This is a genomic window from Streptomyces triticisoli (assembly GCF_003270085.1).
Taxonomy (GTDB): domain Bacteria; phylum Actinomycetota; class Actinomycetes; order Streptomycetales; family Streptomycetaceae; genus Streptomyces; species Streptomyces triticisoli.
Map to the genome: position 1 here is coordinate 26,325 of NZ_QFDQ01000030.1, position 15,126 is coordinate 41,450.

Sequence of the window (15,126 nt, forward strand, 5' to 3'; positions counted from 1 at the left end):
CTCCGGGGCCGTCGCGCGCGTCGGGCTCAGATCTCGTACGTCACGCCCGGTGCCGCCAGTTCCACCGGGCCGGTGTAGACCGCGCGGGCGTCGGCCAGGTTGACCTGGGGGTCGGTCCACGGGGGGATGTGGGTGAGAACCAGGCGGCGGGCGCGGGCGCGGGTGGCGGTCTCGCCTGCCTCGCGCCCGTTGAGGTGGAGGTCGGGGATGTCCTCCTTGCCGTCCGTGAAGGCGGCTTCGCACAGGAACAGGTCGGCGTCGCGGGCGAGTTCGTCCAGTGCGTCGCTGACCCCGGTGTCCCCGGAGTACGTCAGCACCCTGCCCCCGTGTTCGACGCGGATGCCGTACGCCTCCACGGGGTGGGCCACCAGGTCGGTGTGCACGATGAAGGGGCCGATCTCGAAGGTGCCGGGTTTCACCGTGTGGAAGTCGAACACCTCGCTCATGGAGGAGGCGGTGGGGGTGTCGGCGTAGGCGGTGGTGAGCCGGTGTTCGGTGCCTTCGGGCCCGTAGACCGGGATGGGGTCGCAGCGGCCTCCGTCGTACCGGTAGTAGCGCGCGACGAAGTAGCCGAGCATGTCGATGCAGTGGTCGGCGTGCAGATGGCTCAGGAAGATGGCGTCGAGGTCGTAGAGACCGCAGTGGCGCTGCAGCTCGCCCAGGGCGCCGTTGCCCATGTCGAGGAGCAGCCGGTAGCCGTCGGCCTCGACGAGGTAGCTCGAGCAGGCCGATTCCGCGGACGGGAACGACCCCGAGCAGCCGACGACGGTGAGCTTCATGGAGCAGAAACCTCCGCTGGCGGGGAACAGCGAACAGAAAGTGACGGGGGTCGTGCGGTCCGTCGAGGGTAAGGCGCAAAACGTTCAGTCGCTCCTCCGGCAAGGGCTGTTGTGGGCGAACTCACCTGCGGTGTCACCGGTTCGGCTGGATGTGGGGCACATGGGGTCCGGATGAGGGCGCGCACAGAGAGTCGCGCGCCGGTAACGTCGTCCTTATGGACACGTCCTGGTGGCCGGCGCTCGCGGCGGTGGTGCTGCTCGCGCTCGTCGCCACGGTCGTCGACGGCTGGGGGCGGAGCGGGCGGCCCGCGCGTCGGCGGATGCGGCTGCCCGGACGCCCGGGCGGCCGCAACGGCGGGCCCGGCCGGAACGGCCGGACCGTCGTGGCGCGTCCGCAGCCGGCGGAGATCTGGTGGGTCGGCGTGCCCTGCGACGAGGGGCCGGGGTCGAGGGACCGGCCCTGTCTGGTGCTGTCGGTGCACGGCAAGCACGTCAGGGTCGCGGAGATCACCAGCAAGTACCGCGACGAGCGGACCGGGGTGATTCCCCTGCCGCCGGGCTCGGTGGGGGACGCGCAGGGGCGGGCCGGCTTCCTGGAGACCGGCGAGGTCCGGGAGGTGCCGGTGTGGGACTTCCGGCGCCGGGTGGGGGTCGTCGACCCGGTGCTGTGGGACCAGGTGCGGTATCTGGCCGGCTGAGCGGAGGTCCGCGCCGGGTGCGGTTCACGCCCTCGCCACCTTCACCGTGACCGTCCACTCCTGGATGCCCTTGCACCCGGGCCGGCCGGGGCCGGCCGCGCACAGGGGGCGGGTGGAGGTGAGCCGGGCCGTTCCGGGCGCGACCGCGTCGAAGGCGGCGACGGCGTCGCCCGGCAGGATCACGATGCCGGCGTTGGTGGCCCGCAGGGCGGTACCGGTGGACTTCACCGGTGTCCAGGGGCGGTCCTCGGTGCCGTCGAGGGTGAGCCGCACCTGGCCGCCGGCCCCCAGGCAGAGGGTCCGCCCGGAGTCGGCGGCGGTGAGTTCGGCGTGATCCGTGCGGCCCGTGCAGTCGGTGCGGTCCGTGCGGCCGGGCGCGGGTTTCGAGGCAGAGGCCGAGTCGGAGGCCGGCGGGGAGCCGGCACCGTCCCTCCCGGGGCCCGCACCGTCGTGCCCCGCGCCGCAGCCTGCCAGGAGCACCGTCACCGCCGCGGCGGTGACGGTGGTGCGGTGGAGCGTCGTACGGCGCATGGGGACGGTCGCCTTTCAGGCCCGAGGTGCCGTTCCCTGCCCTTCTTGCCCCTGTCTGCCCCCGCTTAACTTCGGCGCGGTCACGAAATCGAATCGGCCGGAGTCCGCAGGGCTATGCCCAGAGCTGTCCCTGGACCTTCTCGATGGCCTCCTCGGTGGTGGCCGCCGTGTAGACGCCGGTGGAGAGGTACTTCCAGCCGCCGTCGGCGACGATGAACACGATGTCGGCGCTCTGGCCCGCCTTCAGTGCCTTCCTGCCGACGCCGATGGCCGCGTGCAGGGCGGCGCCGGTGGAGACGCCCGCGAAGATGCCCTCCTGCTGGAGGAGTTCCCGGGTGCGGGTGACCGCGTCGGCGGAGCCGACCGAGTAGCGGGTGGTCAGGACGGAGGCGTCGTACAGCTCGGGGACGAAGCCCTCGTCGAGGTTGCGCAGACCGTAGACCAGGTCGTCGTAGCGCGGTTCGGCGGCGACGACCTGTATGTCCGGCTTGTGCTCGCGCAGGTAGCGGCCGACGCCCATGAGGGTGCCGGTGGTGCCCAGGCCCGCGACGAAGTGGGTGATGGAGGGCAGGTCGGCGAGGATCTCGGGGGCGGTGGTGGCGTAGTGGGCGCCGGCGTTGCCCGGGTTGCCGTACTGGTAGAGCATCACCCAGTCCGGGTGCTCGGCAGCCAGCTCCTTGGCCACGCGTACGGCGGTGTTGGAGCCGCCCGCGGCCGGTGAGGAGATGATCTCCGCGCCCCACATGCCGAGCAGGTCGCGGCGCTCCTGGGAGGTGTTCTCGGGCATCACGCAGACCATGCGGTAGCCCTTGAGCTTGGCGGCCATGGCCAGGGAGATGCCGGTGTTGCCGGAGGTCGGCTCGAGGATCGTGCAGCCGGGGGTGAGGCGGCCGTCCTTCTCCGCCTGCTCGATCATGTGCAGGGCGGGGCGGTCCTTGATCGAGCCGGTCGGGTTGCGGTCCTCCAGCTTCGCCCAGATACGGACGTCGGCGGACGGCGACAGCCGCGGCAGGCACACCAGAGGGGTGTTGCCCACCGCGGCCAGCGGGGAGTCGTAGCGCATCGCTGACCAGCGACCGATCAGCGCATGCCGCCGGCGACGGCCGGCAGGATCGTGACGTTGTCGCCGTCGGCGAGCTTGGTGGAGATGCCGTCCAGGAAGCGGACGTCCTCGTCGTTGAGGTAGACGTTGACGAAGCGGCGCAGCTGCTCGCCCTCCACGATGCGGGCCTGGATGCCGGGGTGCCGGGTCTCGAGGTCGGCGAAGAGTTCGGTGAGGGTCTCCCCATTGCCTTCCACGGCCTTCTGGCCGTCGGTGTACTGGCGGAGGATGGTGGGGATGCGGACCTCGATGGCCATGGTTGCGGACTCCTGTCGGAAAGGGTGTCGTTCGGTTCGGGGGGCGCGCGATGGGGTTCTCCCCCGGCTTTCGGCACTGGGGGAGCGCCGCGGCTCACGGCCGCACGGCGGCAGGGGACGTCAACAGATGGCGCTGTTCAGCCTGCACAGGTCGACGTGCAGCCGCGCCACGAGCAGCGTGCCCGGCGTCTGATCGCTCACGTCGTTGCAAACCATGGGGTCATCGTATCGATTCCCGGTCCGGGACCTGGAATGCGATCTCGCCCCTCGGACGATACTCATCCACGCTGCGAGATGTGCGAGATGTGCGCGCCGTTGCGGGCCGTTGCGGGCCGGTTCACGCCGGGCAGTGAGCCCGTCAGTACGCCCGTCAGTACGCCCGTCAGTACGCCCGTCAGTAGGCCTCCACCACCTTGACCTCCTCCTCGGTGATCTCACCTTCCACGATGCGGAACGAGCGGAACTGGAACTCGCCGAGACCGTCGATGTCGGCCGTGGACACCAGGACGTAGTGGGCGCCCGGCTCGTTGGCGTAGGCGACGTCGGTGCGGGAGGGGTAGGCCTCGGTCGCGGTGTGGGAGTGGTAGATGATGACCGGCTCCTCGTCGCGGTCGTCCATCTCCCGGTACAGCTTGAGCAGGTCCTGGGAGCCGAATTCGTAGAAGGTGGGCGAGCGGGCCGCGTTGACCATGGGGATGAACCGCTCGGGCCGGTCGGAGCCCACGGGGCCGGCGACGACGCCGCACGCCTCGTCCGGGTGGTCCTTGCGGGCGTGGGCGACGATCTGGTCGTGGAGGGCCTGGGTGATGGTCAGCATGTCGGCCAGCATAGACAGACGACCGCCCCGTACCGAGGGGTGGTACGGGGCGGTCCACATGGTGGACGTCCTGGGCGGGGGCGGGAACGGGCGCCAGGAGTGTTCCCGCCCCCGCCGGACGTCCGGTCCGGGGAGCGCCGCCGGGTCAGCCGGCCTTTCCGGCCTTTTCGAGCTGCGGCTCGCGGCGCTCGGTGACCTGCGGGTTGCGGGCCTTGAGGACCGCCCAGCCGACGCTGAGGGCGACGACCCAGCCCGCCATCACGTACAGGCAGACGCGGGCCTCGGGGTCGTAGGCGATCATGCAGGTGACGAGGAGCAGGAACGCGATGGCGATGTAGGAGCAGACCGAGCCGCCCGGCGCCGGGAAGGAGGAGGCGCGCAGCCGGCCCGCCTCGACGCCACGCCGGTACAGGATGTGGCTGATCAGGATCATCAGCCAGGTCCAGATGCCGGCCGCGGTGGCGACGGAGGTGACGTAGCCGAAGGCCTTCTCCGGGACGATGTAGTTCAGCACCACGCCGATGCCCATGAAGGCGACGGAGATGCCGATGCCGAGCGCCGGGGTCCTGGAGGCCGACAGCCGGCGGAAGACCCGGGGGGCCTCGCCGTTGTCCGCGAGAGTGCGCAGCATGCGGCCGGTGGAGTACATGCCGGAGTTGCAGGAGGACAGGGCCGCGGTGAGCACCACGAAGTTGACGATGCCCGCGCCGGCCGGGATGCCGATGACCGCGAACGCCTTCACGAAGGGGCTGACGCCCGGGCCGAACTCGGTCCACTTCACCACGCACAGGATGACGGTGAGGGCGCCGACGTAGAACAGGGCGATGCGCCAGGGCAGGGTGTTGATGGCCTTGGGGAGGGTCTTCTCCGGGTTCTTCGACTCGCCGGCGGTGACGCCGACCAGTTCGACGGCGAGGTAGGCGAACATCACGCCCTGCAGGGTCATCAGGGAGGAGCCGATGCCCTTGGGGAAGAAGCCGTCGAACTGCCAGAGGTTGGAGACGGCGGCGGTGTCACCGGCGGCGCTGAAGCCGAAGGTGAGCACGCCGAGGCCGATGACGATCATGCCGATGATGGCGGTGACCTTGACCATCGAGAACCAGAACTCGATCTCGCCGAACAGCTTGACGGAGATCAGGTTGGCCCCGAAGAGCATGATCAGGAAGACCAGGGCGGTGACCCATTGCGGTATGGCCGGGAACCAGTAGTGGATGTAGATCGCGGCGGCCGTCAGCTCGGCCATGGCGATCACCACCCACATCAGCCAGTACGTCCAGGCGGTGAAGTAGCCGAAGAACGGGCCGAGGAACTCCCGGGAGTACTCCGCGAAGGATCCTGAGACCGGGCGGTAGAGCAGGAGCTCGCCGAGCGCCCGCATGATGAAGAAGATGATCACGCCGGCGAGGCCGTACATGACGATGAGGCTGGGTCCGGCCTTGGCGATGTTCGCCCCGGCTCCCAGGAAGAGGCCGACGCCGATGGCGCCGCCGATGGCGATCATCTGGATCTGGCGGGTGCCGAGTCCACGCTCGTACCCCTCTTCAGGGGCTTCGGTGACCTGCGGTGAGGTCATGGGCTGTGCGCCTTTCTCCATGTCGGCCCGGGCCGTGTGGGCCGCGGGTCGGGTCTCGAATCCCCCCCAGGATTGATGGAGTTGTGCCTGGCCGGCGGTTGCCGACTCGATGGCGCGCCTGGTCGAACGCGGGTGGTGTTCGCCGGGCGGTCGTGAAGATGTACCACGGTCGCAACGCTGATCGCCGGAGAGCTGAGTGATGCATCCCACAGGAAGAAGCGGACAAACCGCACGCGGAGGAGCCATAACCGGCCATCGCGGTAACCGGATCGTTATCCGGATTTGAGCGTCCGCTGAGCGAACACCAAATCCGCACAAACCGGGAGATGCCCGGAAGGGATCCGGGAGGCGCCCGGAACGGGCCTGGGAAATGTCCGGGAGAGCGCGCGGGAGATGTTCCGGGGCTCCAGGGGAGTCCGGAGGGTTCCGGGAGGTTCCGGAGGGATTACGGCATAAGGGTGGAGACGAGGCTCTCCTGGAGTGCGCCCAGCCACAGGTAGGCCATCACCATCGGCTTGCGCGGGTCCTCGTCCGGCAGGTCGTAGAAGTCGTCGGTGTCGTCCTCGTCGGCGATCTCCAGCCGGGAGCCGATCGCCAGGCGCAGGTCGTTGAGCGCGCCCAGCCACCGCCTGGAGTCCTCCACGGACAGCTCCAGCACCGCCCCGCCCTCGCCGGCGGGCGCGAGCGCGTTGAGCGAGTGGATCACCGCGAGGGCGTTCTCCCGCTTGCCGGCGCGCAGGTCGTTCTCGGTGTAGCGACGGAACTCGGCCGAGTGCGCGCGCTGCTCGGCGGCGTCCTGCGGGGTGCCGGGGGACTCCTCGGGGTCGCAGTAGGCGTTCGGGAAGAGCCGTTTGAGGACCGGGTCGGAGGGCGGCTCGCTCGGGCCCTCGGCGAACAGTCCGGCGAGCGGGTCGCCGGGGGCGTCCGCGGCGGGGCCTGGGCCGATGAGCTCCAGGAGCTGCACGGCCAGCGAACGGATGATGGAGATCTCGACGTCGTCGAGGGCGATGGCCGCGCCACCGCCGGGGAGCGGTTCGAAGTGTCCTGCCATGGAGGGGGTTCGCTACTTCCGATCCTGCTGGAGGGTGGCCCACAGACCGTAGCCGTGCATGGCCTGCACGTCCCGTTCCATCTCCTCGCGGCTTCCGCTGGAGACGACCGCCCGGCCCTTGTGGTGGACGTCGAGCATGAGCTTGGTGGCCTTGTCCTTGGAGTAGCCGAAGTACGTCTGGAAGACGTACGTGACGTAGCTCATGAGATTGACGGGGTCGTTGTGGACGATCGTCACCCAGGGGACGTCGGGCTCGGGTACGGCGAAGACCTCCTCCGCCGACTCTGTCTTCTCGATCTCGATGGGTGCGGCTGCCGTCACACGGCCCATGCTGCCATCCCGAGGGGGTACCCGCACAAACGGGCACCGCCGTGATCCACCCCACGGGCCCTCAAATCGTCAGAATGACGAAATGAGAGTACGATTCTTCGTCGTGCTGTATCCCCCGGGGGACGTCCCCGGACACCCGGCCGCCGCCGGGACCACCCCGAAAGACACGTGCAGGAGAGAGCTCTGGTGGATGTCGCGGACCTTGGGCTGCCGGTGAACGTGCCCTCGACGGCGCTCTTCACCGACCACTACGAGCTGACCATGCTGCAGGCGTCCCTGAAGGCCGGGACCGCCGAGCGGCGCAGCGTCTTCGAGGTCTTCGCCCGGCGGCTGCCCGACGGCCGCCGCTACGGTGTCGTGGGCGGCACCGGGCGGGTGCTGGACGCGGTGGAGAACTTCCGCTTCGACGAGGGCGTGCTCCGCTTCCTGCGGGAGCGTGAGGCCGTCGACGAGGCGACGCTGGAGTGGCTCGCCGACTACCGGTTCAGCGGTGACATCTGGGGCTACCCCGAGGGCGAGGTCTACTTCCCGGGCTCGCCGGTCATGCGGGTGGAGGGGTCGTTCGGCGAGTGCGTGCTGCTGGAGACCGTGATCCTGTCGATCCTCAACCACGACTCCGCGATCGCGGCCGCCGCCTCCCGGATGTCCTCGGCCGCCGGCGGGCGCCCGCTGATCGAGATGGGCGCCCGCCGCACCCACGAGCTGGCCGCGGTGGCCGCCGCGCGGGCCGCCTACATCGGCGGCTTCACCTCCACCTCGGACCTGGCCGCCGGCTTCCGGTACCACATCCCCACCGTCGGCACCTCCGCCCACGCCTTCACCCTGCTGCACGACAGCGAACGGGACGCCTTCCGGGCGCAGGTCGACTCGTTGGGCCGGGACACGACGCTGCTGGTGGACACGTACGACGTGGCGGAGGCGGTCCGTACGGCCGTGGAGATCGCCGGACCCGAGCTGGGCTCGGTGCGCATCGACTCCGGCGACCTGCTGCTGGTCGCGCACCGGGTGCGCCGTCAGCTGGACGAGCTGGGCGCCCGGGACACGAAGATCATCGTCACCTCGGACCTGGACGAGTACGCCATCGCCTCGCTCGCGGCGGCGCCGGTGGACGCCTACGGGGTCGGCACCCAGCTGGTGACCGGCTCAGGCCATCCGACGGCCTCCATGGTCTACAAGCTGGTCGCCCGCGCCGAGAGCGCCGATCCGGAGGCGCCGCTGGTGCCGGTGGCGAAGAAGTCCACCGGCGGCAAGACCTCCGTCGGCGGCCGCAAGTGGGCGGCGCGCCGGCTGGACGCGGGCGGGGTCGCGGAGGCCGAGGTGGTGGGCACCGGGCCGGTGCCGGACGCGCTGGCCGACCAGCAGCTGCTGGTCGAGCTGGTCAAGGGCGGCGAGGTGGTCGCCCGCGAGCCGCTGGACGTGGCCCGGGACCGGCACGCGGCCGCCCGCGCCGGTCTGCCGCTGTCCGCGACGCAGCTCTCCCGGGGGGAACCCGTCCTTCCGACGGAGTACGTCCACGAGGGCTCGGGTAACTAAAACGAGTGCCCCCGCTTCGACACACCGCCGAGAGTTTCCACGCCGCCGGCCCGATACCCGCCGCCGACCCGATACCCGAAGGACACCGACCATGCGCCGCGCCTTGATCGTCGTTGATGTGCAGAACGACTTCTGCGAGGGGGGCAGCCTCGGGGTGACCGGGGGCGCCGACGTCGCCGCCGCGATCACCGAGCTGATCGGACAGGCATCCGCCGGCTACCGACACGTGGTGGCCACCCGTGACCACCACATCGCGCCCGGCGGGCACTTCGCCGACAACCCCGACTACGTCCGCTCCTGGCCCGCGCACTGCGTCGCGGGCACGGAGGGTGTGGGCTTCCACCCGAACTTCGCCCCCGCCGTGGCCTCCGGTGCGGTCGACGCCGTCTTCGACAAGGGTGCCTACTCGGCGGCCTACAGCGGCTTCGAGGGCACGGACGAGAACGGCGTTTCCCTGGCCGACTGGCTCAAGGCCCGCGAGGTCGACGAGGTGGACGTGGTCGGCATCGCCACGGACCACTGCGTCCGCGCCACCGCCCTGGACGCCGTCAAGGAGGGCTTCCGCGCCCAGGTCCTCCTCGACCTCACCGCCGGCGTGAGCGCGGCCACCACCGACCGGGCCCTGGAGGAGCTGCGCCAGGCAGGCGTGGAACTCACCGGCAAGCCGGTCGTCGCCTGACCCCGCGGGTCCCCGGCGGCACAGCCACCCACTACACCACCGGCGTGCCCGCCTCCCATGATCACCACCACTACGCGCGCAGCCCCAGGTTGCGCAGCCGGGCCAGAGCTCGGGCACGGCTGCGCGCGTGAACAGGCACCCGGCCGCCGCCACCTCCGCGATCACCACCGTCTCCACCGCCCGACGGACACGACCACCAGGCCCACGCCACCGCGCCACACACCCGCCGCCACCGGACCCGCGCCACCGGACCCGCGCCGCCACCACTCGCCCGCCCCCGCCGAACACGCACCGCCACCACCCGCCCGCCTCTGCTGGACACGCACCGCCACCAGTCACAGGCCCCCGCCGGACACGCATCCGCCGCCAGTCACAGGCCCCCGCCGGACACGCACCGCCACCACCCACAGGCCCCCGCCGGACACGCACCGCCACCACCCACCCGCCCCTGCTGGACACACACCGCCACCAGTCACAGGCCCCCGCCGGACACGCATCCGCCGCCATCGGACCCACCCCCGCCGGACACACCCTCCCCCACCAGGCAGGCGCCGTCGCCACACACACGACCGCCCTCAGACCCGCGCCCCGGCCAGACCCGTGCCCCAGCCAGGCATACGCGCCGCCGCCAGGCACGCGCGCCGCCGCCAGGCGCTACGCGCGTGGCGCCGTCTCGCGGCGCAGCAGGGTTCTGATCGGGTGCCACAGTTCCAGGGCGTCGACAGCGTTGTCGGGGGACGTGCGCCATATCAGGCCGTCGGGGTGGTGGAGGACCGCGGTGATCTCGTCCGGGGTGGGTGGGGCCGCGTTGCCGCGCAGGTAGATCGCGCGCAGGCCCAGGTTGCGCAGGCGGGTCAGGGCGCGGGCGCGGTTGCGGGCGTGGACCAGTACGCGGACGCCGCCGACACCGTCGGGGGCGGGACTGGGCAGGTTCAGCGCCACCACCACGGTGCCGTTCGGCAGCTTGCAGAAACCTCCTGCGGCCATGCGGTCACATCCCCCGTTCTGGTCGGTGTCAATAAGGAAGCCATAGCAGGCACCTAAACACGATCGGCGGCAACCCGCCAAGGGGTTGCCGCCGATACGCGTCTGACCTGCGAAGATACTGGCTACTTCACCGCGCGGCCGACCTCGATCTCGATCGTGGAGCCGTCCTTGGCCTCCTTGGTGATCTTGATCTTGGTGTTGGTGTCAGTGACCCTGACACTGCCGCCCGGGTTCGCGGGGTCCCAGTAGGTGTTGGTGTGGTCGTTGAAGACCGAGACCCCCTTCGAGGACTTGATCTTCGTCTTCACGCCCGACTTGTGCAGCGTCATGCCGTCCGTGCCGTACGTGCTGAACGTCGCGTCGTAGGCCTGGATGCGGTTGCGCATCAGCGTGCCGTCGGACCACTTCAGCGCGGCCGGGTGCGAGTCGACCGGCAGGGCCAGACCGACGCCCGGGTGCCTGCTGGTGTTGTTGTCGACCTGGGAGGTGTCCCACTTCCAGATCAGCAGGCCGTTCTGGTACTGGAAGTGCTCCACCCAGTCCGGACGGTCGGTGCCGAGGAAGCCGAAGTTGTACGGGCCCGTCTTCAGCGAGGTGTCGTACGACACGTACTGCCGGTTCTCGGCGATGTAGTACTGCTTGTAGTCCTTGGTGAAGGACGCGCCGATCCGGGAGAAGCCGTTCGCCGTCCACGCCGCGTCCGCGCTCTCGGCGTCGTCCGCGAAGAGCACCGCGCCGTCCGCGGTCAGGGTGATCCGGTCGGCCGCGAAGCCCTTCAGCGCCACACCGCCGTCGGTCTGGTAGCGGAAGCGGAACTGGATCTTCTGGCCGGCGTAGTCGTCCAGGGAGTACGACAGCTTCTTCCAGCCGTCGACCGAGCCGGTCAGCACCGGCTTGTCGCTGCCGTCGCGCGGGATCGGCCGGCCGTCCACCGTGCCGTCCAGCGCGGTGAAGTTGGCGCCGCCGTCGGTGGAGACCTCGGCGTAGAGGAAGTCGTAGTTGGCCTCGATGTCGTACCACCCGTCGAGGGTGAGGCCGGCCGACGACTTGCCGGTGAGGTCCACGGACCGGGTCAGCGTGTTCCTCAGGTTGTTGGCGCTGCCGCTCCACCACTGCATGGTGCCCTGGGCCGGGGTGACGACCTCGGTGGTGACCGGCTTGTCGGGCAGGGTGACCACCACGGCCTGCCGGTGCTTGGTGTTGTACTCGGCCAGACCCAGCTTGTGCGCGGACTTCACGCCGGCCTTGGCGATGTCGTAGTTCAGCCAGCCCAGCTGCAGCTTGTCCCAGGCGCTCATGTCGCCGGGCAGGTCGCCGATGGCGTCCTTGCCGCGCCCGAGCCAGGAACCGGAGGACATCAGCGTCCAGAAGCCGGAGGAGTTCTCGCCGCCCGCGGTGTCGTACGCGTCCGGCAGGCCGAGGTCGTGGGCGTACTCATGGGCGAAGACGCCGAGGCCGCCGTTCTCCGGCTGGATGGTGTAGTCGCCGACCCAGATGCCGGTGTCGCCGATCTGCGCGCCGCCGAGCTTGTTGAACTCGGGGCCGGTGGCGCCGGCGTCGGTGCCGAAGGCGTACCAGCGGTGGGCCCAGATCGCGTCCTCGCCCTGGGCGCCGCCGCCGGCGGACTCGTCCTCACCGGCGTGCACGATCTGGAAGTGGTCGATGTAGCCGTCCGGCTCGTTGAAGTTTCCGTCGCCGTCGTGGTCGTAGCGGTCCCACTGGTCGTACTGGGCGAGGTCGGCCCTGATCTGGGCGTCGGTCCGGCCGGCCGCCTTCTGCTGGTCGACCCAGGCGTTGACGCCGTCCTGCACCACGTACCAGGCGCAGTTGTCGGGGACACACTTGTTGGAGCCGTAACGGGCCTCGTTGTAGGGGACCTTCACCCAGTCGGAGACCTCGCCCTCGATCGAGTAGCGACCCGAGGACTGGGTCTCGAAGTACTTCTTGACCGACTCGACGTTCTTGCCGGTGCCGAAGTACAGGTCCTCGTAGTGCTGCCGGTTGTAGTCCTCCTTCCAGTCCGTGCTGTTGTCCTTCTTGCGGTCCGGCTCGGCTATCTGGTTGTGCAGCGGGCCGGGCGTGCCGCCGTACCGCGGGTCGGTCTTGTCGCCGAACTCGACCAGGATGGTGAAGATCCTGTCGGTCTTCTCGCGGCCCAGCTCGACGTACTTGGTGTCGCCCTTCTTGCCCTTGAGCTCGACGACCTTCGAACCGTGCCGCTTCTGGACCTCGGCCTTGCCGGCGAGGACCTGGTTCAGGGCTTCCTGGCGCTGGGCCTTCTGAGTCTGGCTCAGCGGGCCGTCCAGGTCGTGCGCGTGCTGCTCGACCGGCTGTGGGTCGTGCCGGTCCACGGAGGCGGAGCCGGCCGTCGGGGCGGCCTCCGCGACGGCGAACGTCGAGAACGTGGCGGTGGCCGTCGCGATCGCGACACCGATCGCGGCTGTTCTGAACGTCCAGGGTCTACTGGTCACTTGATGTCCTTCCCTGACGCGTTCGGGCACGCGGAAGGGAACCTGGTAGCAAGGAAATGTCCGCGCGCGAGCAACGCGTGTAGTCAAGTGACGTCATTTGACTAGAGGTTGACGAGAAAATACAGACCTTGACTTGGACAGGTCAACTGCACTATATGGAGCACGCGTTCGCTTTACGGACATGGGGACGGCGGCGGGCCGGCGGGACCGTACGAGCGGAACGGACCCCGAACGGGCGCGCGAATCCGTCCACTTCGTGGACCTCATGACTCCGTGCGCCCCCTGTGCACCGGCACCCTGGGTCAGGTCACGCTTACCTGTGGTTCCGCTCGGGCACACAGGCGGTAGAGTCGACCGGCGGAACGCCCGGAAGCCGGTGGAAAACCAGGCCGACATCCTTGTCACACCCGCAGATCCCTGTCCGCACCCTCCCCCGAGCGAGAGGCACAGGGGGGAGACCCCCACTTCCGAGGACCGATTGCCATGCCTCGTCCGACCACCGCACAGCTCGCCTACGGCTCCTGCACCGTGATCTTCTCGACGCTCGCCATGTTGCTGCTGTCCCGGACGAATTCGGGCCCCGGAGTCGTGGTCATCGCCGTATCTGCGCTCGCGCTGGGCCTCCTGGTCGCCATGACGGTGCCGCTGACGAAGGCGCGCACGGTGGAGCCGGCCGCCGGACGGGTGACGCCTCCGGTGCGGGTACGGCGGGAGCCGGTCTCGGCGGGGGTGGAGCCGGTGCGGGGACGGACGGCTTCCTGACCCCTCCCGACCCCTCCCGTCCCCGGACGCGCGGTCAGCCGGTGCTGACCACCACCGTCCTGGCCGTCTTGTCGTGCAGACCCTGCTTGTAGGGGCGGTCGAAGAAGCTCCAGCCGCCGCAGATCACCAGCCAGAGGCAGGCGCAGCAGAACCAGCACGGGACCCACAGCACCGCGGCGCGTGCCAGCGAGATCGGGACGGACGGGGTGGAGCCGCCGGCCAGGTTGGCCACGCGCAGGCCGAGCCACTTCTTGCCGAGGGTCTGCCCGGTTCTGGCGATCATGAAGGTGTCGTAGGCCGTGTAGAGCACCACTCCGACGACCGACTGCGCCACGGACTTGCCGACCTGCACGTTCTCGGCGTTCACCGCGTACTCGTTGATCCGCAGCGCCCAGGTGATCAGCGCGACGACGATCCCCACCAGGATCAGGTCGATGATCCGGGCGAGGGTGCGCCTGCCGCTGTCGGCGAGCGGGGGCATGCCGGCGAGGGGGTCGCCGGGGTACGGGCCGCCGCCGTAGGGCCCACCGGGTCCGTACGGGCCGCCTCCACCGTCATGGGGACCACCGGGGCCGTACGGGCCGCCGCCTTCCTGACCTCCGCCGTACGGCCCTCCGCCCTCGGGGCCGCCGCCCGGGGGTGGCGGCTGCCCGCCGGGGGGCGGTGGCTGCGGTCCGGAGCCGGGGGGCGGTTCGGTGCTCATGCGCCGAGTGCACCGCGAGCGGACCCGCCCCGCACCCGGGGCGGGCCGTACGGATGACCTCGACCGCCCGGCCGGGTGCGGTCCGCGTCGCTCCGGTCAGCCGGCCACGAACGTGTGCGCCGCCTTGTCGTGCCAGCACTGGTGCCACGGCCGGTCGAACAGGCACCACACCACGCCCACGAGACCGACACCGACCAGGCCGGGGACGCTGTAGACGAGCCAGCGGCGCAGGGCCGGGCCGAAGGCCGGGGGCTCGTGGGCCTCGATGTCCCGTACCTCCAGACCGCACAGCTTCTTGCCCAGGGTGCGGCCCCACTTGGCCGTGGGCAGGACCTCGTAGACGACACCGAAGAGCAGCAGTACGGCGAGGACGATGCCGAGGTACGTCCCCGTGGTGCCGTCCAGCAGCCAGACGGTGACCGTGCGGCCGGAGAGCTTGGCCGCGTCGATCTTGTCGTTGATGTGGTCGACCGCCTTGGCACCGAGCGGTACGGCGGCCACCGCGGTCACGCCCGCGACGACGACCGAGTCGACGAGCCGCGCGGCCAGCCGTTTGCCGAGACCGGCCGGGCGGGCCGCCGCCTGCCGTCGCGCCGCCGCCTGGAACGGGTCCTCGACCGGCGGCTTCCAGGGCGCGACGGGCTGCTCGTCGCCCGCCCCCGCCAGCTGGTGCACCTGCTGCGCCCACGAGGACTGCCCGCCACCGGGCCCACTGGTCAGCGGCACGGACGTGGCCTGGGGGGCTCCGGGCCGCTGGGGCAGGGGCGGGGAGGAAGCGGCGGCGGAAGCCTGCGGGGCAGCGGCCCCGGGGCGGGCGCCGACCTGACCCTGCGGCTGGGCACCGGCCCGAGCG

Annotated in this window: 17 protein-coding genes; 4 read left to right on the top strand and 13 right to left on the bottom strand. The window is 70.5% G+C overall.

What is annotated here, in order from left to right:
- Window positions 1-26: 26 nt before the first annotated feature.
- On the bottom strand, window positions 27-779 hold the full coding sequence (locus DEP02_RS06765; RefSeq protein ID WP_112466419.1) for an MBL fold metallo-hydrolase: 753 nt from the start codon (window positions 777-779) through the stop codon (window positions 27-29).
- Between the two features lie 215 nt (window positions 780-994).
- Between DEP02_RS06765 and DEP02_RS06770 the strand changes: the two genes are divergently transcribed.
- Window positions 995-1,477, top strand: a complete 483-nt coding sequence (locus DEP02_RS06770; protein WP_112466420.1) for a type II toxin-antitoxin system PemK/MazF family toxin — start codon at window positions 995-997, stop codon at window positions 1,475-1,477.
- 24 nt (window positions 1,478-1,501) lie between these two features.
- On the opposite strand, the gene DEP02_RS06775 is transcribed toward DEP02_RS06770, so the two are convergent.
- The 8 genes from DEP02_RS06775 to clpS form a co-directional block, all read right to left on the bottom strand.
- Window positions 1,502-2,008 carry a hypothetical protein gene (locus DEP02_RS06775; protein WP_112466421.1) on the bottom strand — a complete coding sequence of 169 codons (507 nt, stop codon included), beginning with the start codon at window positions 2,006-2,008 and terminating at the stop codon, window positions 1,502-1,504.
- 112 nt (window positions 2,009-2,120) lie between these two features.
- Window positions 2,121-3,071 carry a PLP-dependent cysteine synthase family protein gene (locus DEP02_RS06780; RefSeq protein WP_112466422.1) on the bottom strand — a complete coding sequence of 317 codons (951 nt, stop codon included), beginning with the start codon at window positions 3,069-3,071 and terminating at the stop codon, window positions 2,121-2,123.
- 17 nt (window positions 3,072-3,088) lie between these two features.
- On the bottom strand, window positions 3,089-3,367 hold the full coding sequence (locus DEP02_RS06785) for a MoaD/ThiS family protein (RefSeq protein ID WP_112466423.1): 279 nt from the start codon (window positions 3,365-3,367) through the stop codon (window positions 3,089-3,091).
- Between the two features lie 120 nt (window positions 3,368-3,487).
- The gene (locus DEP02_RS35440; RefSeq protein ID WP_332871930.1) at window positions 3,488-3,583 is read right to left on the bottom strand and encodes a putative leader peptide; all 96 of its coding nucleotides are present in this window, start codon (window positions 3,581-3,583) and stop codon (window positions 3,488-3,490) included.
- Window positions 3,584-3,761: 178 nt separating this feature from the next.
- The gene (locus tag DEP02_RS06795) at window positions 3,762-4,184 is read right to left on the bottom strand and encodes a M67 family metallopeptidase (protein ID WP_112466445.1); all 423 of its coding nucleotides are present in this window, start codon (window positions 4,182-4,184) and stop codon (window positions 3,762-3,764) included.
- Between the two features lie 145 nt (window positions 4,185-4,329).
- Complete coding sequence (locus DEP02_RS06800; RefSeq protein WP_112466425.1) at window positions 4,330-5,757, bottom strand: amino acid permease; 1,428 nt, start codon at window positions 5,755-5,757, stop codon at window positions 4,330-4,332.
- A 445-nt stretch (window positions 5,758-6,202) separates the two neighbouring features.
- Window positions 6,203-6,808 (bottom strand): DUF2017 domain-containing protein, encoded by a 606-nt coding sequence (locus tag DEP02_RS06805; RefSeq protein WP_112466426.1) that lies wholly within the window; start codon window positions 6,806-6,808, stop codon window positions 6,203-6,205.
- Between the two features lie 12 nt (window positions 6,809-6,820).
- A complete protein-coding gene (gene clpS, locus DEP02_RS06810) occupies window positions 6,821-7,138 on the bottom strand; it encodes an ATP-dependent Clp protease adapter ClpS (protein WP_112466427.1) in 318 nt (105 codons plus the stop codon).
- Between the two features lie 186 nt (window positions 7,139-7,324).
- On the opposite strand from clpS, the gene DEP02_RS06815 reads away from it, so the two are divergent.
- On the top strand, window positions 7,325-8,671 hold the full coding sequence (locus DEP02_RS06815; RefSeq protein ID WP_112466428.1) for a nicotinate phosphoribosyltransferase: 1,347 nt from the start codon (window positions 7,325-7,327) through the stop codon (window positions 8,669-8,671).
- Between the two features lie 91 nt (window positions 8,672-8,762).
- Window positions 8,763-9,350, top strand: a complete 588-nt coding sequence (locus tag DEP02_RS06820) for a nicotinamidase (RefSeq protein WP_112466429.1) — start codon at window positions 8,763-8,765, stop codon at window positions 9,348-9,350.
- Window positions 9,351-10,004: 654 nt separating this feature from the next.
- On the opposite strand, the gene DEP02_RS06825 is transcribed toward DEP02_RS06820, so the two are convergent.
- Entirely contained in the window at window positions 10,005-10,337 is a 333-nt protein-coding gene (locus tag DEP02_RS06825; RefSeq protein ID WP_112466430.1) for a hypothetical protein, read from the bottom strand.
- 122 nt (window positions 10,338-10,459) lie between these two features.
- Window positions 10,460-12,808: an immune inhibitor A domain-containing protein gene (locus tag DEP02_RS06830; RefSeq protein ID WP_112466431.1), complete on the bottom strand. Its 2,349-nt coding sequence runs from the start codon at window positions 12,806-12,808 to the stop codon at window positions 10,460-10,462.
- A 483-nt stretch (window positions 12,809-13,291) separates the two neighbouring features.
- Here DEP02_RS06830 and DEP02_RS06835 point away from each other — a divergent pair, with 483 nt between their 5' ends.
- A complete protein-coding gene (locus DEP02_RS06835) occupies window positions 13,292-13,570 on the top strand; it encodes a hypothetical protein (protein ID WP_198668322.1) in 279 nt (92 codons plus the stop codon).
- 34 nt (window positions 13,571-13,604) lie between these two features.
- Here DEP02_RS06835 and DEP02_RS06840 read toward each other — a convergent pair whose 3' ends face one another.
- Both DEP02_RS06840 and DEP02_RS06845 read right to left on the bottom strand, forming a co-directional pair.
- Complete coding sequence (locus tag DEP02_RS06840; RefSeq protein ID WP_112466433.1) at window positions 13,605-14,273, bottom strand: RDD family protein; 669 nt, start codon at window positions 14,271-14,273, stop codon at window positions 13,605-13,607.
- Between the two features lie 96 nt (window positions 14,274-14,369).
- Window positions 14,370-15,126, bottom strand: a 757-nt coding sequence (locus DEP02_RS06845) for an RDD family protein (protein WP_232838987.1), incomplete at its 5' end; no start/stop codon positions are given.

Coding starts and splice junctions, on each gene's coding strand:
- DEP02_RS06765 (WP_112466419.1), bottom strand. CDS start 779: ATGAAGCTCACCGTCGTCGGCTGCTCGGGGTCGTTCCCGTCCGCGGAA.
- DEP02_RS06770 (WP_112466420.1), top strand. CDS start 995: ATGGACACGTCCTGGTGGCCGGCGCTCGCGGCGGTGGTGCTGCTCGCG.
- DEP02_RS06775 (WP_112466421.1), bottom strand. CDS start 2,008: ATGCGCCGTACGACGCTCCACCGCACCACCGTCACCGCCGCGGCGGTG.
- DEP02_RS06780 (WP_112466422.1), bottom strand. CDS start 3,071: ATGCGCTACGACTCCCCGCTGGCCGCGGTGGGCAACACCCCTCTGGTG.
- DEP02_RS06785 (WP_112466423.1), bottom strand. CDS start 3,367: ATGGCCATCGAGGTCCGCATCCCCACCATCCTCCGCCAGTACACCGAC.
- DEP02_RS35440 (WP_332871930.1), bottom strand. CDS start 3,583: ATGGTTTGCAACGACGTGAGCGATCAGACGCCGGGCACGCTGCTCGTG.
- DEP02_RS06795 (WP_112466445.1), bottom strand. CDS start 4,184: ATGCTGACCATCACCCAGGCCCTCCACGACCAGATCGTCGCCCACGCC.
- DEP02_RS06800 (WP_112466425.1), bottom strand. CDS start 5,757: ATGACCTCACCGCAGGTCACCGAAGCCCCTGAAGAGGGGTACGAGCGT.
- DEP02_RS06805 (WP_112466426.1), bottom strand. CDS start 6,808: ATGGCAGGACACTTCGAACCGCTCCCCGGCGGTGGCGCGGCCATCGCC.
- clpS (WP_112466427.1), bottom strand. CDS start 7,138: ATGGGCCGTGTGACGGCAGCCGCACCCATCGAGATCGAGAAGACAGAG.
- DEP02_RS06820 (WP_112466429.1), top strand. CDS start 8,763: ATGCGCCGCGCCTTGATCGTCGTTGATGTGCAGAACGACTTCTGCGAG.
- DEP02_RS06825 (WP_112466430.1), bottom strand. CDS start 10,337: ATGGCCGCAGGAGGTTTCTGCAAGCTGCCGAACGGCACCGTGGTGGTG.
- DEP02_RS06835 (WP_198668322.1), top strand. CDS start 13,292: ATGCCTCGTCCGACCACCGCACAGCTCGCCTACGGCTCCTGCACCGTG.
- DEP02_RS06840 (WP_112466433.1), bottom strand. CDS start 14,273: ATGAGCACCGAACCGCCCCCCGGCTCCGGACCGCAGCCACCGCCCCCC.